Here is a 23477-nt window from a genome sequence, read left to right as displayed (position 1 = left end):
TTATAGAGATGCGAGCAGGGAGTAACTGTGGTTTTATTAAATTTCGGTTCGTGGAGACACGAACCGAGGCTTAAGAATTAAGGTTCTTTTCTTTTTTATAACTAAGGTTCGTATCTCACGAAAAATTAAACCTCTCAGGTTTTTAAAACCTGAGAGGTTTAAAGATATTCTATTTCACTACCTGCACCCACTTACCTGCTTCTGTGGCCGAAATATCATTATTATACATTGCTTCACATTGAACAGCCGATAAGTAATATTTACCCAGATAAGATGCGTTCAGCAATACCTTATAAACCAGGCTTTCGCCCTCTCTAACATTAAAGTAAGTGAAAACGCGATCATCCCTAATGTCCTGATAGGTAAAAGGAGATGAAGCTAAAATACTCTGGTTATCGTTCACGCGGGTATTAATAATTTCCCATCCCGAAGGGAAAATTTGAGTTAATGCCATTTGTTCGTAGTAACCCATCCTGCCAGGATTTTTTACCGTTACCTCTGCGTAGAAATCTGTTCCTTGTTTTAAAGTAGTAGGGTCTAGAACTTTTCCGTTTAAACGTTTGTAGCTCACACTCATATCCAAAACCTCAGGACGGTTGGGTAAAAAGTTGTTCTGACCAGCAACTGGTTGCCCTTCTAAAACCAAACGAACAAAAAGTACATTATTTCCATTGTTAGTAACCGATGCGGTATTGCCTTTAAAGGTTACAGGTGTGCTGTTAATATATTGATTTGAATTAACAGGTGCCGTTTTTCCATCTAATATATATTGGTACTGCAATTTATTGGCAGACTGATTTGAACCGCAGAATTTAGCGATAGCCAGCAAACTATAAGCGGTTGTTTGTGTGCTATACCAGGTGTTTTCACCAAGTTTGGCTGCTAAAGGTTGTAATAAACTGGCTGCTTTTGCTTTCTGACCGAGTAGGGTTAAGGTTTCTAAAATCATGGCTTGATCACGAACATCAGACCCATAAGTGCCACCCAGTTGCTTATAAGCCTGGATGGATGTATCCAGTCCTCTGATCATGTTCAGGGCCACCTCATTTTGCCCAGCTAGTTTATAAGCTGCTGCCAAACGCCATTTCGCTGCCACAGATAAATATTGGAAAGCTTTTAAACGGTTCATGGCAGCCATTTCAGGTTTTTTAGCCAATGCCAGCATGTATAAACGGTACGCTTGTGAAAGATCGCCACCATAGAAATTATTACTGTTTGGTGCCCAGTTTGTCGCTTTTGATTTTTGAAAGCGCAATAACTCATCCAGAAGGCCGACAGGTAAGGTATAACCAGCATTTTGTGCCTCAATTAAGAAATGACCGGCATAATTACTTCCCCATTCGTCAGATGTTCCTTCTCCAGGCCAGTAAGATAAACCACCATCAGTAGTTTGGAAACCTTTTAGCCTGTTTATTCCAGCTTTGATGTTTTTCTCTGTTTTGGCTTTCTGTTGTTCGTTCAATGGGCTCAACCGATCTAGAAATAGCTGTGGGAATATGCCTGACGTAGTTTGCTCAACACAGCCATGGGGATATTGAATGAGGTAACTCAATCTTTTGCCAAGGTTAATCGCCGGGATAGAAGATACCTCCAGTGAACCAGAATTGGTACCTGTCATTCCGATCGGTAAATAATTTACAGCCCATTTAGTATGTGGCTGAACAGTTGCAGAAACTACATTGGTTACATAAGGATTTGGATTTCTGATATCCATTTCTACATCGTAAACCGTTTTTTCGGCTCCACTTTGCGCGATCACTTTTACCCTGGCAATACCTACATTGTTCGGTGCTTTTACCTCGAAAGAAGTCATCTGCTCGCCCGTTTGTTTGTAGTAAAGCTGTTGTTTATTAGTGCCCTGAACAATTAAATTACTGGCCTGAAGCTGTACGGATACATTCTTAAGGTTATTCTCTGTAGCGAAAACGGTTACAGGCAGCGTAAAACTCTCACCTGGGCCAATTACCCTTGGCAAGGTAGCCAAAACCATTAAAGGCTTCTTAACCTGAACCGATTTTTCTGCAAAACCATAAGCTGCATCCTGTCCGGCAACTACCATAGCCCTCACCGCGCCAATATATTGCGGTAATTTAAATTTGTGTGTTTTACTTTCTCCTTTACCAATGGTAAATGGCCCCATAAATTTAACTACTGCTTTAAAGCGGTTCGCTTTAGCCGGATTAAGGTTTTTGTTGATGCTACCATCACCACCGATGCTTAAAATACGCTCTAAATTTCCACCCCATGCGCCAAGTACATAGTCGAATAAATCCCATGTTTTAACACCTAAACCTTCGCGGGCATAAAATGCGCCATGTGGATCCGGTGTTTTAAATCGGGTTAAATCCAATAAACCTTCATCAACCAGTGCAATGGTATAGGTCATTGCTTTACCGTTCTGCTCACCTACAGTAATGGCGTTTTCGGTTTCCGGTTTAATTTTATCGGCCATTTTAATGGTCGGTTTTAAAATGGTTTGCGGATCTTCTATAGAAAGTGGAATAGCTCCATACATTCTAATTGGTAAATCGTTAACTGTTTGTGCATGCGGTTGTAATAAAGTAATATTGGCAAAAACATTAGGTGCCATCTCTTTTTCAGCCTTGAACTTAAATTGCGTTTGTCCGGCTTTGGTATCTACCCAGAAGGTTTTTAATACCCGGCTTCCATTTTCAATTGAGATCAGTGCTCTTCCGTTTTTGCCCGTTGGAATAGTTAGGGTAATATCTTCTCCAACGGTGAATTTTTCTTTATTGGCCGTGAAAGATAACATAGAGGCCTCTGTTGGGTTGCTGCCTTGTTCGCGTTGTGCCCAGCCCGGCCAATCAATGTAAACAGATTTGCCGGTAACATGTCCGCCATTTACATCGCGTACTAAAATTAAATAACGGCCCCATTCTGGTTCATCAACACGTAAATTCCAGCTTCCTTTTCCGTTGAATAGGTTTACCTGATGACTTTCTACCAGTTTATTGAACTGGTTTTGAGTGAAATTGGCGTAAGTGTTCTGATCATCCTGTTCCCACCACCAGCGCCATTGTGTTTTATACAACTCTACTGTAACAGTTTTGGTGCCGCTCAATAATTTTCCATCGGTATTTACATTAACGATTTCAATTTTATGCTCTTTTCCGGTAACCAACATACCACTTAAACGATCGCCCTTTTCAGCACGGATCCCTAAATAGCTGTTGTATACGTGATAGGGAATACTGAAATTATCGATGCTGAAGTTACCTCCCGGTTCGAAAACTTTTGTGGTGAAATTTGCTCTTAATACACCAGGAGCAGTATTGTTCTCATTTAGATTGGTGTTAATCTGAGCGGTACCGTTTTGGTTTAATGTACCTTCGAAAATGGTTTTAACCTGCGATTCAAAGTTAACCGTAGGATTATCAAAACTAAAACCCTCAAAGCCTTTAAACTTGGTTTCGGTGGTGTTTAAGTTTACATCAACCTTTGCTTTTAAGTTTTGTGCAACGGCACCGAACAGCCATTTAGCAGATAGGGTAGCAGCTGAGGTTCCTGCGCTTAAATATGTTTTATTGCCAACGTTGAAATCAATTTTCAAGCGGTTTGGCATTACGGTTTCAATTTTTAAGGTTTTGGTAAAAGTAGCACCGCCTGCTTTCACTTTGGCCATCCAGTTACCTGTAGGTGCAGTACTTTCTGTCGCGGTTTTAAAAGTGTAGAATCCATTTAAAGACTTGCCATTAATCAATCTTTTATAAAGCTGGCCTTTAGGATTATAGAATTCCATGGTTACCGGGTAGTTGGCCGGAAGTTTTTTTAATTTATCTTCCAGAACGAAAGAAACAAATAAACTGTCGCCAGGTCTCCAAACGCCACGTTCTCCATAAATAAAACCTTTTAATCCACTTTGAACTACATCACCTCCCACATCGAACCGGCTTAAAGGAAGTGAGCTGCCATCGTCTAATTTAAGGTAGCCACGTTCCGAACCATTTTTAGCGATCAATAAAAATGGCTGGCGTTTCAGGTCAAAACTTGCAAAACCATCACCATCAGTTTTAGTCGTAAAAATGATCTGTTTCTGGTAATCCATTAATTCCAGGTTTATACCGCTCAATGGTTTTGCTGTCAATAAATCTGTTGCGACAATCAGCATGCTATTGTCGTTACCGCGTTTAGCCACTAAGCCTATATTTGAGGCAATTAAGTTTCTGCTAGCCCAGCGCTGGTTGGTATAAAATGATGGTGTACATGGATTGTCTTTATCATCCCATCTGTAATTTGGCGGATAATAATTATTATAACGCTGCCAAAAATCATCATCCTCATCAATCTTTTCACCATAACCTTCATAATCCCCATATTCACTTTCTTCATCATTACCATCGCCTTTTTCTACTCCGGCTTTGCAATTGTAAGCGTTATATTCCTGTCTGAAAGCAATAGTAACACGATACATCGCACCAGGTTCAGTACGGATCATTTTATCCAGATCGAGTGTAAAGCGGTTCTTTTTATGAAGGTTAAGCGCTTTATCTTCATCTAAGCGTACCGTTTTTTGCAGAATTGGTTTGGCTACTCTCCGCAATTCGTTACCATCTTTATAACTATTGGTTTGAAAAAACTGCGGAATGTTGTTTTCATAAATCTTGATCACTGTTACATCAACAGCCTTTAAATTAGTCGCTTCAAAAGGTAAAACCAATTTTCCTGAATTGGGTAAAATGGTGCCTGCGCCTGCAATGGTAACCGATGGTAGTTTATCTTCAAAAACAAGATTGGCTACTTTACCGGCGGTTAGCGTTTTGGCGTTGATATTTTCGACCCCTGCATTTACACTTAAAGCATAATTGCCTTTTAATTCTTCTGGTGCGTACACTTTAACCTGACTGGCATCAATGGTGTACCTAATATCGCTTAGGTTGCCCAGGGTGATCATACCGGTTAAATCCTGTCCTACACCAATTGGCTCAGAAAACTGTACCAATGCATAATCTTCTTCGCCCTGAATGGCTTTCATATCAAGGATTTCGAATTTATTTATGGACGGAACACGAACTTCTACTTCTCCTTTTTGATCGGCATCAATGGCATCACCATCCCATTCTAATTTTAAATTTTGGTCGTTACCCGTCTTTTTAATGCTATCGATGGTAAATTTCGAGGTGTTTTTAGCTGGATCATGTTGCCATTTGATTTTTAATTTCTGATCAAAATCCAGTGACAGCGTTTTTTCAATTTTACTTGTTTCTTCAACGTCGGCAGTAGCTACTTCACCTGTAAGTTTCATGTAATCCAGAGAAGTGTTGTTTTGCGACACCAATCCGTTTTGAGAAAGCATGATCCCCGGGGTAATTACTTTAAACTCAAAATCGAAGTCTTCAAGACCTTTTTCTGTAACAGAAACTTCCGAAAGTTTAAAGGTCGCCTCGTAGTTTTTACCTGGTTTAAGGCTTTCATCAGGTCTGAATTCAACCGTTTGAGGGTCTATCCAATAGGTTTTTCCAGAGATAGAAGGAGAGAAGTCGAAAAGTTCGCGGGTATCTGCTTTGCCCAGATCCTGCATGCCCGTTGCGGCATTAGCCAGGTGGACTCGGATAAAACTCTTTTTCGAAATGGTACCGGAAGTATAAGCTTCGATATATTTCGCATAAGCCTGGTTTTCTTCGTGATTTTTCTTTTTCCTGTTAAAATAAATAAATACGATTGCAACTATTGAAATAGCGAGCAAGCCAATAAAAATAAATTTCTTTTTTGAGGACGATTGGTAGGTAGATGGTTGTTCCATAAATGAAATTCGTTAAGATAAATGAGATTATAACGCTGCGGTTGCCGCAATTGTTATGCCGTAATTCACTCGAATATACCGAAATTCCACTGTTCCACCCGAAAATCAACTAAAATTGAAGTTAAAAGAAATAATGTTGAAAATTAAAGTGAATGGTTTGTTCATTTGCAGGGTTTTGAATATGTTTACAGCATCAACTTCAATAAAACCAGATATGACAAAGAAACTCTTAATTCTTTCGTGTTTATTAATTTCTATGCATTTTTGTTTTGCGCAAAAAACAAATGCAGAAAAAGAAGTAAATGATTCTGTAAGCAAACTGATCAGCTTAATGATAAATCCTGATAGTCTGGGTTTGGACAAATTGTTACTCAATAACCTGAGTTATGGCCACTCAAGCGGGAAAGTGCAAACTAAACAAGAGTTTATGCATTCGCTTCTTTCTGGTGAATCTGATTTTCTAGATATCAACTTAACGGATCAATCGGTTATTATTCAGAATAAAACAGCCTTAGTTAGGCATACCTTAAATGCTAAAACGAATGATAAAAATGTTCCAGGAAATGTAAAATTATATATTCTTTTAATCTGGAGTAAAGAAAAATCAGGCTGGAAGTTGCTTGGAAGGCAAGCTATTAAGGTTCTATGATTTTTTTACAATTTCGGAATCGGATTCCGAAATTGTAAATTTATAAAATGATAGAAAGAACTGCTAAAAAAGAACTTCTTGATTTAAGTAATCAATTTAAATCAGTAGCCGTAATTGGCCCAAGGCAATCTGGAAAAACTACCTTAACAAAAAATGTTTTTCCAGATAAACCCTATGTTTCTCTGGAAAATCCGGATACGCGTTTATACGCCGAAGATGACCCTCGTGGATTTTTAAGTCAATTTCCTAATGGAGCTATCTTAGATGAGGCCCAGAGGACCCCTAAGCTCTTTTCTTATATACAGCAAATTCTTGATGAATCGAAGTCTAAAGGAAAGTTCATCATAACTGGATCTAATAATTTCTTACTTCAAGAAAGTATTGTGCAAAGCTTAGCTGGGAGAGTAGCTTACATTAAACTGCTACCTCTTTCTATCCCGGAATTAAAATCTGCAAATTTGCTTGAAGAAAATATTAATAGTTTTATTCTTAAGGGCGGTTATCCACCTATCTATGATCAAAACATTCCGCCGAATAAATGGCACCAAAATTATATAAATACCTATTTGGAAAAAGATGTGAGGCAGATAAAGAATATTACCAATTTATCATTATTCGAAAGGTTTTTAAGACTATGTGCAGGTAGGACCGGGCAGTTACTAAATATGAACAGTTTAGGAATTGAAGTTGGGGTAGACAGCAAAACAATTGCTTCGTGGATTGCGGTTCTTGAAAGTAGTTTCGTGATACATCTACTGCGACCTCATCATCAGAACTTTAATAAACGTATAGTTAAAATGCCAAAGTTATATTTTTATGATACAGGATTGGCAGCAGCTTTACTTGGAATACAAAATGAACAACAATTGGATACTCACCCAGGTAAAGGAAGCCTTTTCGAAAATATGGTTATTATTGAAATGTTAAAATCAAGATTTAATTTAGGTTTAAGCGATAATCTATATTTCTGGAGGGATAATGTGGGGAATGAGATTGATGTTCTGATTGATGAAGGAGGTACGCTTTATCCTATTGAAATTAAGGCTGGCAAAACCATAAACACCGATTACTTTAAGGGCATTAATTTTTGGAATAAATTGACTTCTGGAATAGGAGGTACAATAATATATGCAGGAAATCAATCGCAGATAAGGAGTAATGATATTAATATTTATCCTTGGAACAGCATCGGTTGGAAATAACTAGACGGACAAGCGGTTAAGGTGCCTTAGCTGAGTTTGGAGTTGAGCGTTTGGAGTTGTGAGGACTAAATGCAGAAGAAAAAATTTATCATTTAATTTTTTCTTCATACTTTTAAATCGTTAGAAAAAGACTCCAGACTCACCACTCCAAACTCCCAACTATTTTATCATCACCCCCGGTCTGTTCACTAATGGAATTTTAATCAGATTAGAGTCGATAATGCTTTCAGGTAAGAAAATAAATTTTTTGTCGTAAATGGTACTGCCGATGTAATAGCTCAGCCAGTATTCGTTGGTTAAACCAAAAACCTCGGGATCAATGGCTTCTACGCCAGCAAAAGAATTTGCTTCCATATCACCAACAAAGTGCCTTAATACAGAAGTTTTTACCTGCTTACCGTCTTTTTCTCCATAACCCTTAGAGCTGATTAAAACATTGGTTATGGGTTCGTTTTTTAAATTGACGAGATAAACCGTCCAGCTTTTTACTTCAGGTGTTTCGCCCATTAATACAACGGCCATTGCGATATCTTCAACTGTATTTTCTGGTAAATCTGATTTCAATTGGGTTAACTGTTAAATTGTTTAATCGTACTGTGTAAATTAATGAATTTCAAGATGATCTTTAATCTTCGATTTAATTCTTCTTCGCTACAGCCTTTTTTGCCGGCGCTGCTTTTTTCTTTGCAGGTGCTTTTTTCTTCGTTTCAAAAGCATTAGGTACCTGTTCCACAATCATTTTCTTCACCGTTTCCAAATCAATGTCTGCCAGTTCTTCTGGTGTATATTTCTGCTTGGTCGCCTCGTTATTCCTTAATTTGAGCATCAGTTTACCAAAACGGATAAACGGTCCCCAACGGCCATTCTCAATAGAGATTTTTTCAGCATCCCAGGTTTTAATGTACCTGTTGGCTTCTTTTTCTACTTTTTTGCCGATTAAGGTATTAATATCTTCTTGTGTTAAATTGTCGAAATCATATCCTTTTGCCGGAATATTGATAAAAAGATCGTTCCATTTGATAAACGGACCAAAACGGCCTTTTCCTTTTGTTACCCCTAAACCTTCGTAAAAAGCAATCGGCGCATCAGCATCCATTTTCTCTCTGATAATTTCAACTGCTCTTTCGTAAGTTACCGATAGCGGCTCTTCGTTTTTAGGAAGAGAAATAAAACTTTCGCCCCACTTTACATAAGGACCAAAACGGCCAACCCCAATCATTACTTCCTTACCTTCAAAATCAGGAAGCTGGAAAGGAAGTTTAAATAGTTCAAGCGCTTCATCTAAAGTAATGGTTGCAACAGATTGTGTGCGCATTAAGCTGGCATACCGGGGTTTTTCCTCTTCATCCAATTCTCCAATCTGAACCAATGGGCCAAATTTACCAACCTTAGTATATACATTTTTACCAGTTGCCGGATCTAATCCCAATAAACGCTCACCTGTAGCACGTTCGGCAGTTTCTAAAGTGGTTTCAACTTCGCTATGGAAAGGATTATAAAAAGAATGCAGCATTTTGGTCCACTCTTGTAAACCTTGCGCAATTTCGTCAAATTCCTTTTCTACCTTGGCCGTAAAGTTAAAATCTACAATACCTTTAAAATGTTCTACTAAGAAATCGTTCACTACTTCACCTATATCAGTAGGGAAAAGTTTCGATTTTTCTGCACCGGTAATTTCCGATTTAATTTCTTTTTTTACCTGTCCACCAGCTAAAACAAAAGCAGTAAACTTTCGTTGTTTGCCGTCTCTATCTTCTTTAACCACATAACCACGGTTTTGTACGGTAGAAATAGTTGGTGCATAAGTAGACGGGCGGCCAATGCCCAGTTCTTCCAGTTTTTTAACCAAACTGGCTTCTGTATATCTGGCTGGCGGGCGCGAATAACGCTCCGTGGCCTGCATTTCTTTTAAAAATAATTCCTGCCCCTTACTTAAAGGAGGTAAAATTGCACCACCTTCTTTTTCTTCGTTTTCTTCATCATCCGTAGATTCCAGGTAAACTTTTAAGAAACCATCGAACTTTAATACTTCACCTTCTGCCACTAAATGTTCTTTTCTGGTTGAAGCGGTAATCTGTGCGGTTGTCTTTTCAAACAAAGCTTCACTCATTTGCGAAGCAATGGAACGTTTCCAGATCAAATCGTATAAACGTTTTTCTGAAATATCTCCATCTACGGTATGTCTGTCGAAATATGTCGGGCGGATGGCTTCGTGAGCTTCTTGCGCACCAGCCGATTTGGTTTTATAAACGCGGTGTTGGTGGTATTTATCTCCATAAGCAGATTTAATCTCGGCAGCAGCAGCATTTAATGCGGTTTCTGATAAATTTACAGAGTCTGTTCTCATGTAGGTAATCTTACCCGCTTCGTACAGCCTTTGCGCCACCTGCATGGTTCTCGCAACCGAAAAACCTAATTTTCTGGAAGCTTCCTGTTGCAGGGTAGAAGTGGTAAAAGGAGCGGCCGGATTGCGCTTTGCCGGACGGGTTTCTAAACTCGTGATATCGAATTTAGCATTTACACAATCCTGAAGAAATTTTTCGGCATCCGATTCACTTTCAAAACGTTGTGGCAATTCTGCCTTCACCATTTCTTTTCCTTTTCCGGTAGAAAACTGTGCAGTAATTTTATAAGCAGGGGCTGCATTAAAGTTTAAAACTTCGCGTTCTCTATCCACAATTAAACGTACGGCTCACGGATTGTACACGGCCTGCAGAAAGGGATGGTTTTATTTTTTTCCATAATACAGGAGAAAGTTCAAAACCCACCAAACGATCCAATACACGGCGAGCCTGTTGAGCATTTACCAGATTATAATCAATCCCACGGGGACTATCGATTGCTTTTAGAATTGCAGGTTTGGTAATTTCATGAAATACAATACGTTTTGTTTTCTCTACTTTCAGGCCTAAAGTTTCAAATAAGTGCCAGGAGATGGCTTCTCCCTCGCGGTCCTCATCGGATGCCAGCCATACCATTTCGGCCTCTTTAGCTAGTTTTTTTAATTCGGCGACAACATTTTTCTTGTCGGCGGGAACCTCGTAGGTTTGGGCAAAATTGTTCTTAATATCAATCGCCATATCGCCTTTAACTAAATCACGGATGTGGCCATAGCTAGATTTCACAAGGAAATCTTTGCCTAAATAGCCTTCTATAGTTTTAGCTTTTGCGGGTGACTCGACGATTAATAAATTTTTGGCCATGAAATACGTTTTTGTGCAAATAAAGCTATAATTAAAGCATAAATCCAAACCTGAGGAGAATTTAATACATTTTTTTTATTAAGTAAGTGATAAATATGTTGGTTTATAGTCCGATTTTAATGGGGTTTTAATCTTTTTTTTGAAAAGCAATAACAATGCTGTTAGGTTGAGGTTGGGCCCGCCCCGTTTCTGCCGATGAAAAATCGGCATCTCACTTCGGTCGGGTTTAGTTGGCTTGGCTGATGCTGCTATTCAGGTTTTAATAGCATTTTGCTAGTATGAAGCGATAAGAACAGACTTTGTTAATTAAACCGGATAGAGCGGAATAGCCCACAGCGCAGCGAGGACTATAAGCGATAGCAGGGCTACAACTGCGAGGAACTACTGCGCGCTCATTTCCCGATCAAAAGAAATAATGATTTATGATAAATAGCTGCCTCAATGGCAATACCTTAGGTGTTTTAATTATGGATATTACATAATTTACAGCCACATTACATCAGGACAACCGATTTGTACCTATATTCGTATATAAAATAAAAACAACGATGATCAGCACTATTCTAATCCTATTAAACTTATTGGCATCTCCACCAAAAAATGTTTACGATTTCAGCTTTAAAACCATTGATGGTAAGGAAATTAAGCTTTCTAAATTTAAAGGCAAAAAAATCCTAATTGTTAACACAGCATCTAAATGCGGTTTTACACCACAGTATGAAGATTTAGAAAAACTTCAGAAACAATATGGTAAAAAGGTCGTATTAATCGGTTTCCCGGCGGGTAATTTTGGCGGACAGGAATTTTCTACCAATGCAGAAATTAAAGAGTTTTGTACCGGGAAGTATAATGTTTCGTTTTTGCTTGCAGAAAAAGCAGTGTTAAAGGCGATGATATCAGTCCTTTGTTTAAGTATTTAACTTCTCAGACCAATACAGAAGAACAAGGCGATATTAAATGGAATTTTGAGAAATTTCTAATCAACGAAAAAGGAGAATTGGTACACCGTTTCCGTTCTAAAACAAAACCTACTGACGAAGCGATCGTAAAAAACCTGTAAAAGGATGTAAAATGGATCATGTAAGAGGGGAGATGAATCTCTTTCTTCTGCAAATTATTTAAAAGGTAAAGTGGTATAGCCATTTTGCCTTTTTTTATACACAATATAGGAGAGATTGGAGAATTTTGGGCAAGAGAAAGGGGCTTAAATCCATAAGCCCCAATAAACCAAACAAACTATTTATGAAGTTTAAATAAAACGCCTGTTTAGCTAAAAAGTTTTTGAAAAAAATAAATTTATTGGTTGATAATATTGCGTTAGCAGATCAATCACTATTTATGACGTAAAATCGGCGATACTGTAACCAAATTGATGGAAAAAGGTGGGATATTTTTGACGCTGAGATGTTAAAACAGGTTAAGCTGCTCGGGTTGGTATAGGTTGGGGTCGAAGCTGTAAACTTCAGGCATATTTTGCCTATTGCTAACGTAATAAAGCGCTGTTTCCTCATGTCTCGAAGCTACTTTTACAAGAGTATCACCGGCCACATGTTTAAAAAGATTTTCAACCAACTCTGCGTTATTATTATCTTTTGATAAGTGACTCAGTAAGAGATGGCTCATGTATGGCGCTTTGTGATTAATGAAAAGTTCCAGTGCCTGTGCATTGCTCAGGTGGCCATGGCCACCTGTAATCCTTCTTTTCAAAAAATAAGGATATTTACCACGCTCTAGCATCGCTGCATCATAATTGGCTTCTAAGAAAGCGGCATGACAGTTTTTGAAATGGCTAATTAAACGATCGCATACTGAGCCAATATCTGTAAAAACCCCAACTCTTACTTCATTACATTCAATAGTAAAACTATAAGGATCAGCGGCATCGTGAAATTTAGAAAAGGCGGTAATCTTTAAGTTGCCAATATGAATATGTTGTTGATGGTTTAATGAAAAGGTATTGTTTGCATCCAAAAGAAGCCGGCTGCTTTTTAAGGTAGCTGTACTGATGTAGACCGGGAGTTTATATTTTTTAGCAAAAACAGCTAACCCTTTAATATGGTCGCTATGTTCGTGCGAGATAAAAACAGCTTTTACTTTGCTTACAGGCAAACCCAAACGGTTCATCCGGGTTTCAACCTCTTTGCAGGTTAGGCCGATATCAACCAAAACAGCTTCATTATCATTACCTATATAGTAACAATTGCCATTACTGCCTGAATTGATTGATGTAAAATATAAAGCCATTTTGAGGTTGCAAGATAAGGCTTATTTGGCGAAGCAAAAAAGAAAATTATACTCTGACACCATTGTGTTCTACTAAACGCGAAAGCAAGGGTAAAAAAGCCTGGATGAGGTTGATTTCTTCAGAAGAAAAGATTTTTTCCATGGTTTGTACCAGCCATTCTTCTTTTATTTTTCTACTTGCAACAATATGTTTTTCGCCAAGTTTGGTTAAGCCGATAAAAACCTTTCGTTTGTCCTCTTCACTTGGAAAGCGCTCTACACATTTAGCATCAAACAGGCGGTTAATGATCTGCGAAATGGCTTGTTTGGATACTCTTTCCATGTCTGCCAGTTCTGTAGAAAGCATTTTGCCATGTTGTTCCAATAACGACATGGTCAGTAATTCAGCGTTACTAAAGTCTGAACTTACATTTTGCTTGCGTAACTCCCTGGTTAAGCGGGTAACGGTGCTTCTTAATTTTGCGGCAATCTCTTGTGTTTGAGTAGGCATATTATTGGTAAATAAACTTTACAAATATAAGGTTTTATTTCTATAGATGAACTAAAGAGCTTTTATTAGGTGTGTGAATTATGATGATAGCGTGATAAAAAGACGTGCTTTTTGTTTTGCAGTTTAATTAGGAATTTATACTTTTGTAAAGTTACTTTACTATTTTGATTATGAGTATTTTTCGTTCGTTAAGACATTACAATTACAGGTTATTTTTTACAGGCCAGGCCATTTCATTAATAGGTACTTGGATGCAGCGTGTTGCCATTAGTTGGTTGGTTTACCGTTTAACAGGTTCGGCATTTTTATTGGGACTGATTACTTTTTTAAGTTTAATCCCTTCGCTGGTACTGGCGCCTTATGCAGGGAGCTATGTTGACAGGCATAACAAGTATAAGATTTTAGTGATTACCCAGGTCATACTGATGCTTCAGGCTGGTGCTCTGGCTTTAATGATCTGGTTTAAGGTGTACGATATGTTCTGGATTGCAGCACTTGCGCTGGTTCAGGGCCTGGTAAATGCTTTTGATGTTACCGCCCGACAATCGTTAATGGTAAATTTAATTGATGATAAAGAAGATTTGCCCAATGCCATAGCCCTCAATTCTTCAATGTTTAATGCGGCAAGGTTGATCGGGCCGGCATTGGCAGGAATAATTTTAAGTACCTGGGGTGAAGATATCTGTTTCCTGATCAATTTCGTAAGCTTTATTGCTGTATTAGGTTGTTTGGTTATGATGAAACTGAAACTCACCAGGCATCAAAAATCGACAGAAAATATCTGGATAGACCTGAAAAAAGGCTACGATTATCTTAAATCATCTCCGGATTTGGCCTCTATGGTATTAATGATGGCCGCATCGAGTTTATTGGTAATCCCTTTTACTACTTTGTTGCCTGTTTTTGCAAAAGATATTTTTAATGGAAATGCCACAACATTTGGCTGGTTTGAAAGTGCTGCAGGGCTAGGGGCCTTCTTCGGGGCAATTTATATGGCTACTTTAAAGGCGGGTCAGAATCTACAGAAAATTGTTATGATGTCGGGTGTGCTGCTGGCTATTTCTGTTGTGGCGCTGGCTATATCCCCATCACTTATTATGGCTTTAATTTGCACCAGTATGGCTGCCTTAGGCTTAATGGCGCAAACTTCATCTATTAATACCTATTTGCAAACCCACGCCGATGATGTCATGCGGGGCAGGACTTTAAGTTATTATATTATGGCTTACCAGGGGGTATTGCCGATCGGAAGTTTATTGATGGGTTATTTGGCGCATATTTTTGGTACCCAGGTTGTAGTCGCCTTTGAAGGTGTTGCAGGGTTGTTGATTGTGGCTGCGTTTGTATATCATGAAAAACATAGAAATCAATTGAATAGCAGTGCGATGTCGCTGAATTAATATTTCGTCCGTTTTTTTGTGTGAGTGGTCGTCACCCTGAATTTATTTCAGGGTCTTAATAGATAAAGATGCTGAAATAAATTCAGCATGACGATCGCGTGGATATAAAGTTGCGCGCAAAACGCCAGCCGCTATACACTACCCGCATTTACCCGTGCACCATCAACTTACAATCGACCATTACTTTTTGGTAATTATGAATATCAATTTCTTTGTTAATCAATTGTATCAATAAAGAAATTGCATTTTCACCTACCGATTCGGGGTTTTCTTCAACAGAGGCGATAGGGGGTGAATCGAGATAACTGATGAAAGAAGTGTTGCCAAATCCTATACATTCCAATTTGTTAGTGTTCAAGTGGTTGGTGGATTTTAGGTATTTGATCGCATCGAATAAGATAGGTTCTTTAAAAGCCACAAGTGCAGTGGGTTTATTTTCCGGATAGACGAACAAATTCTTAATTGCCGAGATTGTATTTTCCTTATCAAAATCGGTATAAGCAACTAATTCTGATGAAAAAGGTAGCTCTTTATCCTTTAAGGCATTGATATAGCCATTAAAGCGATCGTGCGTGAAATTAATCATTTTGGGGCCACCCAAATAAGCGATCTTCTGATGCCCCCTGTCTATTAGAAACTTGGTAGCCTGGTAACAGCCCTGGAAAGTATTGCACAATACTTTGTGGCAGTTGAGGTTAAAACTCGGGTTCCGGGTATAATATACTACCGGAATGCCTATGTTTTCGAACTGGTTTAGGTGTGCAAAATCTTGTGTATACTTCGAAATAGCCACAATTAAGCCATCTACCCGGCTCCGCAACAGCATATTTGCAGATTGAATCTCTTTTTCCAGCTCATCGTGAGATTGACTGATAATCACATTGTATCCATTTTGTGTGGCAAACTGCTCTATTCCATAAATACTCCTGGTAAAAAAGTGATCTAAAAGATTGGGTAAAATAACGCCAATAATGCGCGATCTCTTTTCTTTTAAATTGATAGCTGATTTATTCGGCGTAAAATGCAGATCGCGTGCCATTTCCTGAACACGCTGCCTGGTGTATGCGTTTATGGTTGGGTAATTGTTAAGGGCTTTTGATACTGTTGAAACTGACATCTTTAACTTCTCAGCCAGGAATTTCAGTGTAACAGGGGTATTGTTCGTCATCTTTTCCAATCTCAGTACATAATTAAGAAAAAAGCAATTATTTCAAACGTTTGAAATGTATTTTCAGTAGATTTTATCGCGTTTTGGCCTTTTTAAAACCACTTAATCTGTTAAGCTTTTCTAAATTCGTTATCACAATATAAACCAAGCAAAAACAGAATCTTGCTCAAATTTAGGCTAGCGACAGAGAAACCGTCCGCAATTAATTGTTAGTTTTGAAACGATCAATTAATAATATTAAAACTTAAGTTATGCTAAAAACAACCTATAGCGTATTTTTAATCTGCTTTTCGCTTCTTTCATCATTCAGTTACGGTCAGGTTACGGCTATACAGAATATTCAGGGCCGGAAAATCCAGAGTCTTAATGGTAAATGGAATTATATTGTCGATCCTTACGAAAATGGTTATTATGATTATCGTCATGATCCATACGATCAATCGAAAACCGGATCCGGGGGCTTTTATGATGATAAAGTTCAGAAAGATAAGTCAGAGCTGATTGAGTATGATTTCGATCATTCGCCTCAAATGAATGTTCCAGGTGATTGGAATTCGCAATCAGAAAAATTAGAGCTTTACGAGGGCAATGTTTGGCTCCGTAAAAAGTTTGATGCAAAACCCGAAAAAGGGAAAAAATATTTCGTTTACTTTGGTGCAGTAAATTACGAAGCCCATGTTTATCTCAACGGTAAAAAACTAGGGGTACACAAAGGTGGTTTTACGCCCTTTCAGTTCGATGTAACCAATAATTTAAAAGCTGGCGAAAACTCCCTGGTGCTTAAAGTTGATAATATCCGTAAACAGGATGAAATTCCCACTGTAAATACCGATTGGTGGAATTATGGAGGCATTACACGTGATGTTTTTTAGCAGAATTTCCTGAGCATTTTATCAGTGATTACAAACTTCAGCTCGTTAAAGGAAATAATAACCTGTTAAGTTTTTCGGTAAAACTTGCCGATGCCACTGCCGGACAGGAAATCACACTTTCTATCCCTGAGCTTAAGCTCGAAAAGAAATACAAAACCGATGGCGAAGGTAAAATTGCTGATGAGTTTACCTGGAACAATTTAAGCTTATGGTCGCCCGAAACACCAAAATTGTATGCCGTAAATATTAAAACCGATAAAGAAAATATTAATGATAAAATTGGTTTCAGGACTATTCGGGTTGATGGCGATAGCATCCTGTTAAATGGTAAGTCTGTTTTTTAAGAGGAATATCACTTCATGATGAAAACCCTCTTTTAGCCGGGCGATTACGCTCAGAAGGGGATATGCGGATGATGTTGCAATGGGCAAAAGACATGAATTGTAACTACGTTCGGCTGGCACATTACCCGCATAACGAGGAGATGATTCGCCTTGCCGATGAAATGGGACTATTGGTTTGGGCCGAAGTGCCTGTTTACTGGACCATTAGCTGGGCCAACCCGGCAACCTATGCCAATGCCAAAAAACAATTGACTGATTTAATTGTACGCGATAAAAACAGGGTCAGTGTAATCGTTTGGTCGATCGGGAATGAAACCCCGCTTAGTGATGCCCGTTTAAGTTTTATGAGTAATCTGGCAGAAACTGCCCACACGTTAGATGATACCCGTTTGGTGGCTGCTGCTTTAGAGGTGCACCGAGAAGGGAATACGATCATTTTAAACGATCCTTTGGGCGAAAAAATTGATCTGGTTAGTTTTAATGAATATGCCGGCTGGTACTGGGGAGGTAATCCATCGGAAATTACCAAATACAATTTCGATATCAAATATAAAAAACCTGTGGTAGTGACTGAATTTGGTGGCGACGCACTAGGCGGGTTCCATGCTGATGAAAATACCCGCTGGAGCGAAGAGTACCAGGAGGCATTGTATAAAAACCAGATTACGATGTTGAGCAAAATCGGTGCTTTACGCGGGATGACGCCATGGATTTTAACCGACTTCAGATCGCCAAGAAGACAACATCCAATTTATCAGAATTTCTGGAACCGCAAAGGATTAATCAGTGAAACAGGTAAGAAAAAGAAAGCGTTTTATGTATTAAAAGATTTTTATGACCAGATGCAGGTTAAATATAAATAAATAAAGAACCATAATCTGTTGATTAACGGATCATCAGATTATAAAATATAATTTATGGATAAATGTGAGACTGCAACAGCAAGTAGTTTACACACGCCATTGTAAGGGTATAGAATAAATAAAAGAACTAAATAAATGGTAAAAGAAATAGAAGGCCTGTTTTCGTTAAAAAACAAGGTGGTAGTGGTTACAGGTGCTACGGGTGTTTTGGGTGAGGCTTTTGTAAATGGATTATGTACCGCTGGTGCTGTAATTGTTGTTATAGGAAGAAATGAAGAGGCTGCAAAACAAAGGGTTACTGATGTAACAAATGCAGGAGGAAAAGCCATTTATATAATTGCTAATGTATTGGATGAGCAGAACCTGCTTGATGCGAATGAAACCATTATCAAAGAATTTGGCCGCATAGATGCCCTGGTAAATGCAGCAGGTGGAAATGTGGCGGAAGCTGTGATTCAGCCAGGAAGTGATATTTTTGATCTTAATATTCCGGCCCTGAAACAGGCATTTGACCTCAATTTATTTGGAACCATTTTGCCTACGCAGATTTTTGGTAAAGAAATCGCAAAAAATGGGGGAAGTATCGTGAATATTTCATCTGTTTCGGCTAATCAGGCCATTACACGCGTATTGGGTTACTCACTGGCCAAAACTTCAATAGATTGTTATACCAAATGGATGGCTGTAGAACTGGCCAACCGCTATCAGGATAAAATCAGGATCAACTCAATTGTTCCGGGCTTTTTTATCACCAACCAGAACAGGGCTTTACTGACCAATGCAGATGGTAGCTTAACTGCAAGAGGGCAGGCCATTATTTATAAAACACCATTTAAACGTTTCGGTGCTCCTGAAGAGTTAATTGGTGCATTGGTGTATTTGCTAAGTGACGCCTCTAAATTTGTAAACGGCGAAAATATTAAAGTTGATGGAGGATTTACTGCATTCTCCGGAGTTTAAATATCTGTGTAATCATATAAATCAGTGTAATCATATATCATGAAAAAATTAGAACAAACCTGGCGTTGGTATGGGCCAAACGATCCGGTTAGCCTGCAAGACGTTAAGCAGGCAGGCGCTACAGGTATCGTGACTGCGTTGCATCATATTGCACATGGCGAAGTTTGGCCATTGGAAGATATTCAGGAAAGAAAAGCCATTATTGAGGCTGCCGGTTTAACCTGGTCAGTTGTAGAAAGTGTTCCCGTACACGAGGCGATTAAAACGCGTAGGGCTGATGCCGGGCAGTATATTGAGAATTATAAAACCTCTTTGCGTAACCTGTCGTCCTGCGGAATTAAGATTGTATGTTATAATTTTATGCCGGTTTTAGACTGGACACGTACGCAACTGGACCTGGAAATGACAGATGGATCGAAAGCGCTTTATTTTAACTGGATCGATCTGGCTATTTTTGATCTTTATATTTTAAAGAGGGAAGGTGCAGCAGCTGATTATTCGAAATCTATTTTAGATCGGGCTGCAGCTAAATTTGCTACCTTATCAGAACTGGATTTGGTTAATCTTCGGATCAATGTATTAATGGGGATCCCCAACGAGAAAGAAATCGAACTGGAGACCTTGCGCAACAGTATTAATGAATACAAAGCTATTGGTACACAGGGTTTAAAAGAAAATCTGAAATTTTTCTTATCTGCTATTGCTGAGGTTTGTACAGAGGAAGGCATTAAAATGACCATTCATCCGGACGATCCTCCTTATGCGATTTTGGGTTTACCAAGGATAGCAAGTACACTGGATGATTTTAATTACATCATCAAAGGAGTAGACCAGGCTTTTAACGGGGTTTGTTTCTGTACGGGTTCTCTGGGTGCCGGTATGGGGAATAATGCATTAGAAATCTTCAATGCGGTTAAAGAGCGGGTGTATTTTGCGCATTTACGTAATGTTAAAAAAGATGAAGATGGTAGTTTTTATGAAGCAGATCATCTAGGTGGTGATGTAAATATGTACGAAATCATGAAAGCATTAACAGAAGAAAATGCACTTCGAGATAAATCAATTCCTTTCCGTCCGGATCATGGTCACCAGATGCTGGATGACCTGGCAAAAGAAACCAATCCGGGTTATTCGGCTATCGGCAGGTTAAGAGGTTTGGCCGAACTAAGGGGATTAGAAATCGGGGTTACAGGGAATTATTAACCCAGAGTATCGGAACTAAATAAGCAGCCGTCACCCTGAATTCATTTTAGGGTCTTCCAGAATGCGCACAGATAAACATTGATTTATTCGTGCGCATTCTTGTATCCGCTTTTCGCCAACCGCCAAACACTTATCGTTGATCCTTATTATCCATAAATACACCCCAATTGCCAAAATTTTAACTCACCTTTGCTTGTGGCTTGAAATTTGAGTCTCTTAAAATTATGGAAAACAGCAATAATCCCAAGAAGAAAATTTTAACGCCTTCTGTTGTGCATGACGATTTACCAGAGGTTAAAAAGCCTGAACATTTGAGGAAAGTACCGCTGGATCACGATAGCGGATTGCCCGAAAATCCGGAAAGAAACTATCACCACGAAGAATTAAAGAGTATAACCTCCAGTCATGACGAAATCAGGCAAGCAGATGATGATATCTGGAATGGGGAAGACGCTTAATTTAGGTGTTAAACTTATAGTTATTTCCTATAAAAAAAAATAGACTTAAAATTATACTGCAATTTGTTGGTTAAAGTTAAACAAAGTCTAGAAAAAGAAAAAGCTTCCAGTTTTCACTGAAAGCTTTTTTTGTACCCCGGAAGGGATTCGAACCCCTGACCCACGGTTTAGAAAACCGTTGCTCTATCCAACTGAGCTACCGAGGCTCATTTTTAATGAGCTGCAAATATAGAAGTTCTATTTAATATGTAAAAATATATTTTAAACTATTTAGAATGTACTTTTTATATTTTAAATAAGTAATTAACAACGAAGCAATTAAAATTGAATCTTCATCATATTAATTTGTTTTTCGGCCTCAAAGACCTGATTATTTTGAATTCAACGCCAGCGAACGTTTCCGCTCGGATAGAACGGAAAAGGAATTTTATGAATGTTCAGGCGGAACAAGCGGTGGACAGAAAGAAAAACTGGCCTACACCATCCTAGTCCAAAGAAGAATGGGTGGCCGCAATGAGCGATAAGCGTATAGCAGCATTGCTCACCGATATGATGGCCTGAGATTTGCTAAAGCGCTGTATTGAATTTTTTGTACGGTATTTTATCCTGTAAAAATAAAACGCCATACCAATCGGTAGGCTTTATTAGGCTGGTATGCTGTGGTTTTAAGGTATAATCTTTTCCTGTTTCAATTTCTGGAATAAGCTGACAAAAGAATCTTCCGTGCTTTCAAAAGCAGTAAAACCGTATTTTCTGCTTTTAGACATATCGGTCATCACTTCCAGCGGCCTTCCTAAATCGAGGTCGGTATGCCAGGCTGAAGTCAACCGGTGAAGATTGCTTTCTTTCAGGCCGTATTGAGCGGCCATCCGGCCCCAGATATCCTCTTTATCTGCCATTTCTTTTTCCAGCGGCCTGATGGAACCGTCGTAACCATCTGCTTCAATTCCGAAATAAGCTGCTATTTTTTCCCATAACCATTTCCATCTAAAAACATCTCCATTGGTGATGTTGAACGCCTGATTTCTAGCATTTTCTGCAGTAGAGGCCCAGATAAGCTGTTTTGCCAATATTTTAGCATCAGTCACATCTGATATCCCATTCCACTGGGCTGCTGAACCTGGCCATACAAATTTTGCACCTGTTTCTTTGCATATACTTGCGTAAACAGCTAATGTAATGCCCATGTTCATCAGGTTGCCGATGGCATAGCCTATAACGGTATGCGGCCGGTGAATGCTCCAGGTGAAATGGTCCCTGTTTGCCGCTTCATACACTGCATCTTCCTGAGCATAATAGAAATTGGGGTAGGCTAACCTGGGATGTTCTTCCCTCACCGGTGTTTCAGGCCATATTCCTGCTTTCGCATAGGCTTCAAAAGGGCCCAGATAATGTTTTAAACCGGTAACCAATGCCACGTGGCGAACTGATTTTTTAGGAGCTAAGGCATTGAGCAGATTGCTTACCATGGTGCTGTTAACAATGATGTTTTCTGTTTCATTATCTTTCCTCATCCAGGTGGTAAATAAAACGTGAGTAGGACAAACATCTTTTAGTGCAACAGATAAACTTTCTTCATTTAGCAGATTAGCCTGAATAGTTTTTAACCCTTTAATAGGGATGCCGGGGTTTCTTGCCAAACCATAAGTAGTCCAGTTTTGTGCGATTAATTCCTCAGCAAGATTGCTTCCTGTAATTCCGGTTGAACCCACAACCAATGCAATATTTTCCATAATTGATGCCTTTTGTTAAATTTCTCTTATCACCACAAAAGTAAGAAGAGACCTTTGGTAAAATACTTGACCAGGATCAAGAGTTTATTATAGAAAAATTATTCATGAAATAATAGCTTTTTTCTTATCCTGCTAACCGTTTCCGGACTTAATCCTAAATAGGAAGCAATAAGGGTGTGTGGTATTCTTTTAACCATATCGGGATTATGGTGTACCAGCGAGCGATACTTTTCCATTGCAGTAGACTTATTCGAAATCATTAGCCGGCGATCTTTAGTAACCAGACTATTTTGATACAGGATTCTGAAATAGCGATCCATTAATGGAATCTGAAGCGTTAATGCTTCATAGTCATCAAAACTGATGAGCAGCAATTCGGCATTTTCGATAGCACTGATATTCAGCAGGGCTTTTTCCCTGTTGATAAAGCTATTGAAATCAGAAATCCACCAGCCTTCAAAAGCAAAAAGATTGATCCGGTCCTGACCCTTTTCATCGCTTACAAATGACTTTAGGATGCCGCTGCTTACAAATGCGAGATGATTGCAGATTTCCCCTTCGCGTAACAAAAATGCTTTCCGTTTGAGCCTTTTACCCGTAAAAAAAGTTTTCAGCAAGATCAGATCCGTTTGGTTCAAATCAACCTTATCACGAATATGTTTTATTAAAATTTCGAACATTCAATAATTAAGATGAATAATAATGCAATTTAAAATAAATTAACGGCCAGATTTAATATTGATGCATTTAAATAGGACGGTGATGATTGTTTAGTCCTGAAATAGCAATGCAAAAATGAATCGTTATGACAAGTATTAAAATTCGGGTTATCAAAAGTATACCCAAAAAGACTATTCCTTATCTTTTAAAGATCAGATTGTTTTCTGGATTGGACAACTTAATCATAACCCAGCAGGTAATAAGGTA

Annotated in this window: 18 protein-coding genes, 1 tRNA gene and 2 pseudogenes; 12 read left to right on the top strand and 9 right to left on the bottom strand. The window is 38.7% G+C overall.

Annotated features, from left to right (window positions below):
* Positions 1 to 169: 169 nt before the first annotated feature.
* Positions 170 to 5761, bottom strand: coding sequence for an alpha-2-macroglobulin family protein (locus ACQ86H_RS16550; RefSeq protein WP_431291780.1), 5592 nt, complete (start codon positions 5759 to 5761; stop codon positions 170 to 172).
* Positions 5762 to 5975: 214 nt separating this feature from the next.
* On the opposite strand from ACQ86H_RS16550, the gene ACQ86H_RS16545 reads away from it, so the two are divergent.
* Together ACQ86H_RS16545 and ACQ86H_RS16540 are read left to right on the top strand one after the other, a co-directional pair.
* Positions 5976 to 6410 (top strand): nuclear transport factor 2 family protein, encoded by a 435-nt coding sequence (locus ACQ86H_RS16545; protein ID WP_431291779.1) that lies wholly within the window; start codon positions 5976 to 5978, stop codon positions 6408 to 6410.
* 47 nt (positions 6411 to 6457) lie between these two features.
* Positions 6458 to 7612 (top strand): ATP-binding protein, encoded by a 1155-nt coding sequence (locus tag ACQ86H_RS16540; RefSeq protein WP_431291778.1) that lies wholly within the window; start codon positions 6458 to 6460, stop codon positions 7610 to 7612.
* Between the two features lie 159 nt (positions 7613 to 7771).
* On the opposite strand, the gene ACQ86H_RS16535 is transcribed toward ACQ86H_RS16540, so the two are convergent.
* Positions 7772 to 8176 (bottom strand): hypothetical protein, encoded by a 405-nt coding sequence (locus ACQ86H_RS16535; protein ID WP_138823786.1) that lies wholly within the window; start codon positions 8174 to 8176, stop codon positions 7772 to 7774.
* A gap of 73 nt (positions 8177 to 8249) precedes the next feature.
* Positions 8250 to 10815, bottom strand: a pseudogene (gene topA / locus ACQ86H_RS16530) (type I DNA topoisomerase).
* Positions 10816 to 11363: 548 nt separating this feature from the next.
* Between topA and ACQ86H_RS16525 the strand changes: the two are divergent.
* Both ACQ86H_RS16525 and ACQ86H_RS16520 read left to right on the top strand, forming a co-directional pair.
* Positions 11364 to 11735: a glutathione peroxidase gene (locus ACQ86H_RS16525; protein ID WP_431291777.1), complete on the top strand. Its 372-nt coding sequence runs from the start codon at positions 11364 to 11366 to the stop codon at positions 11733 to 11735.
* Positions 11720 to 11875, top strand: coding sequence for a hypothetical protein (locus ACQ86H_RS16520; protein ID WP_431291776.1), 156 nt, complete (start codon positions 11720 to 11722; stop codon positions 11873 to 11875). The genes ACQ86H_RS16525 and ACQ86H_RS16520 overlap by 16 nt, the downstream gene beginning before the upstream one ends.
* Before the next feature lie 347 nt (positions 11876 to 12222).
* On the opposite strand, the gene ACQ86H_RS16515 is transcribed toward ACQ86H_RS16520, so the two are convergent.
* Together ACQ86H_RS16515 and ACQ86H_RS16510 are read right to left on the bottom strand one after the other, a co-directional pair.
* Entirely contained in the window at positions 12223 to 13059 is an 837-nt protein-coding gene (locus ACQ86H_RS16515; RefSeq protein WP_431291775.1) for an MBL fold metallo-hydrolase, read from the bottom strand.
* Positions 13060 to 13105: 46 nt separating this feature from the next.
* Positions 13106 to 13549: a MarR family winged helix-turn-helix transcriptional regulator gene (locus ACQ86H_RS16510; RefSeq protein ID WP_138823792.1), complete on the bottom strand. Its 444-nt coding sequence runs from the start codon at positions 13547 to 13549 to the stop codon at positions 13106 to 13108.
* A gap of 170 nt (positions 13550 to 13719) precedes the next feature.
* Here ACQ86H_RS16510 and ACQ86H_RS16505 point away from each other — a divergent pair, with 170 nt between their 5' ends.
* Entirely contained in the window at positions 13720 to 14949 is a 1230-nt protein-coding gene (locus ACQ86H_RS16505) for an MFS transporter (protein WP_138823794.1), read from the top strand.
* Between the two features lie 148 nt (positions 14950 to 15097).
* On the opposite strand, the gene ACQ86H_RS16500 is transcribed toward ACQ86H_RS16505, so the two are convergent.
* Positions 15098 to 16066, bottom strand: coding sequence for a LacI family DNA-binding transcriptional regulator (locus ACQ86H_RS16500; RefSeq protein ID WP_431291774.1), 969 nt, complete (start codon positions 16064 to 16066; stop codon positions 15098 to 15100).
* Between the two features lie 302 nt (positions 16067 to 16368).
* On the opposite strand from ACQ86H_RS16500, the gene ACQ86H_RS16495 reads away from it, so the two are divergent.
* From ACQ86H_RS16495 to ACQ86H_RS16470, 6 genes are all read left to right on the top strand, one after another.
* Complete coding sequence (locus ACQ86H_RS16495) at positions 16369 to 16989, top strand: sugar-binding domain-containing protein (RefSeq protein WP_431291773.1); 621 nt, start codon at positions 16369 to 16371, stop codon at positions 16987 to 16989.
* Positions 16990 to 17009: 20 nt separating this feature from the next.
* The gene (locus ACQ86H_RS16490) at positions 17010 to 17333 is read left to right on the top strand and encodes a hypothetical protein (protein WP_431295417.1); all 324 of its coding nucleotides are present in this window, start codon (positions 17010 to 17012) and stop codon (positions 17331 to 17333) included.
* Positions 17334 to 17338: 5 nt separating this feature from the next.
* Positions 17339 to 18196 carry a glycoside hydrolase family 2 TIM barrel-domain containing protein gene (locus tag ACQ86H_RS16485; RefSeq protein ID WP_431295416.1) on the top strand — a complete coding sequence of 286 codons (858 nt, stop codon included), beginning with the start codon at positions 17339 to 17341 and terminating at the stop codon, positions 18194 to 18196.
* Positions 18197 to 18331: 135 nt separating this feature from the next.
* Positions 18332 to 19156, top strand: a complete 825-nt coding sequence (locus tag ACQ86H_RS16480; RefSeq protein WP_431291772.1) for an SDR family oxidoreductase — start codon at positions 18332 to 18334, stop codon at positions 19154 to 19156.
* A 39-nt stretch (positions 19157 to 19195) separates the two neighbouring features.
* Complete coding sequence (uxuA, locus tag ACQ86H_RS16475; protein ID WP_431291771.1) at positions 19196 to 20359, top strand: mannonate dehydratase; 1164 nt, start codon at positions 19196 to 19198, stop codon at positions 20357 to 20359.
* A gap of 224 nt (positions 20360 to 20583) precedes the next feature.
* A complete protein-coding gene (locus tag ACQ86H_RS16470; RefSeq protein WP_138823802.1) occupies positions 20584 to 20817 on the top strand; it encodes a hypothetical protein in 234 nt (77 codons plus the stop codon).
* A 132-nt stretch (positions 20818 to 20949) separates the two neighbouring features.
* Here ACQ86H_RS16470 and ACQ86H_RS16465 read toward each other — a convergent pair.
* Positions 20950 to 21023 (bottom strand) — tRNA-Arg (locus ACQ86H_RS16465).
* A gap of 219 nt (positions 21024 to 21242) precedes the next feature.
* Between ACQ86H_RS16465 and ACQ86H_RS16460 the strand changes: the two are divergent.
* A pseudogene (locus ACQ86H_RS16460) lies at positions 21243 to 21341 on the top strand (hypothetical protein); the annotation flags it as partial.
* A 141-nt stretch (positions 21342 to 21482) separates the two neighbouring features.
* Here the strand turns inward: ACQ86H_RS16460 and ACQ86H_RS16455 are convergent.
* Both ACQ86H_RS16455 and ACQ86H_RS16450 read right to left on the bottom strand, forming a co-directional pair.
* The gene (locus ACQ86H_RS16455) at positions 21483 to 22550 is read right to left on the bottom strand and encodes an SDR family oxidoreductase (protein WP_431291770.1); all 1068 of its coding nucleotides are present in this window, start codon (positions 22548 to 22550) and stop codon (positions 21483 to 21485) included.
* A 98-nt stretch (positions 22551 to 22648) separates the two neighbouring features.
* Positions 22649 to 23230: a Crp/Fnr family transcriptional regulator gene (locus ACQ86H_RS16450; protein WP_431291769.1), complete on the bottom strand. Its 582-nt coding sequence runs from the start codon at positions 23228 to 23230 to the stop codon at positions 22649 to 22651.
* Positions 23231 to 23477: the final 247 nt, after the last annotated feature.

Origin of the sequence: Pedobacter sp. P26, from assembly GCF_050632135.1 — a bacterium.
In the GTDB taxonomy this organism is placed as follows: Bacteria; Bacteroidota; Bacteroidia; order Sphingobacteriales; family Sphingobacteriaceae; genus Pedobacter.
This window is presented reverse-complemented; position numbering and strand designations above follow the sequence as displayed.

What these genes read in the sequence shown, in the direction of transcription:
- ACQ86H_RS16550 (WP_431291780.1), bottom strand. Translation starts at nt 5,761, where the DNA reads ATGGAACAACCATCTACCTACCAATCGTCCTCAAAAAAGAAATTTATT.
- ACQ86H_RS16545 (WP_431291779.1), top strand. Translation starts at nt 5,976, where the DNA reads ATGACAAAGAAACTCTTAATTCTTTCGTGTTTATTAATTTCTATGCAT.
- ACQ86H_RS16540 (WP_431291778.1), top strand. Translation starts at nt 6,458, where the DNA reads ATGATAGAAAGAACTGCTAAAAAAGAACTTCTTGATTTAAGTAATCAA.
- ACQ86H_RS16525 (WP_431291777.1), top strand. Translation starts at nt 11,364, where the DNA reads ATGATCAGCACTATTCTAATCCTATTAAACTTATTGGCATCTCCACCA.
- ACQ86H_RS16515 (WP_431291775.1), bottom strand. Translation starts at nt 13,059, where the DNA reads ATGGCTTTATATTTTACATCAATCAATTCAGGCAGTAATGGCAATTGT.
- ACQ86H_RS16510 (WP_138823792.1), bottom strand. Translation starts at nt 13,549, where the DNA reads ATGCCTACTCAAACACAAGAGATTGCCGCAAAATTAAGAAGCACCGTT.
- ACQ86H_RS16505 (WP_138823794.1), top strand. Translation starts at nt 13,720, where the DNA reads ATGAGTATTTTTCGTTCGTTAAGACATTACAATTACAGGTTATTTTTT.
- ACQ86H_RS16500 (WP_431291774.1), bottom strand. Translation starts at nt 16,066, where the DNA reads ATGTCAGTTTCAACAGTATCAAAAGCCCTTAACAATTACCCAACCATA.
- ACQ86H_RS16495 (WP_431291773.1), top strand. Translation starts at nt 16,369, where the DNA reads ATGCTAAAAACAACCTATAGCGTATTTTTAATCTGCTTTTCGCTTCTT.
- ACQ86H_RS16480 (WP_431291772.1), top strand. Translation starts at nt 18,332, where the DNA reads ATGGTAAAAGAAATAGAAGGCCTGTTTTCGTTAAAAAACAAGGTGGTA.
- uxuA (WP_431291771.1), top strand. Translation starts at nt 19,196, where the DNA reads ATGAAAAAATTAGAACAAACCTGGCGTTGGTATGGGCCAAACGATCCG.
- ACQ86H_RS16470 (WP_138823802.1), top strand. Translation starts at nt 20,584, where the DNA reads ATGGAAAACAGCAATAATCCCAAGAAGAAAATTTTAACGCCTTCTGTT.
- ACQ86H_RS16455 (WP_431291770.1), bottom strand. Translation starts at nt 22,550, where the DNA reads ATGGAAAATATTGCATTGGTTGTGGGTTCAACCGGAATTACAGGAAGC.
- ACQ86H_RS16450 (WP_431291769.1), bottom strand. Translation starts at nt 23,230, where the DNA reads ATGTTCGAAATTTTAATAAAACATATTCGTGATAAGGTTGATTTGAAC.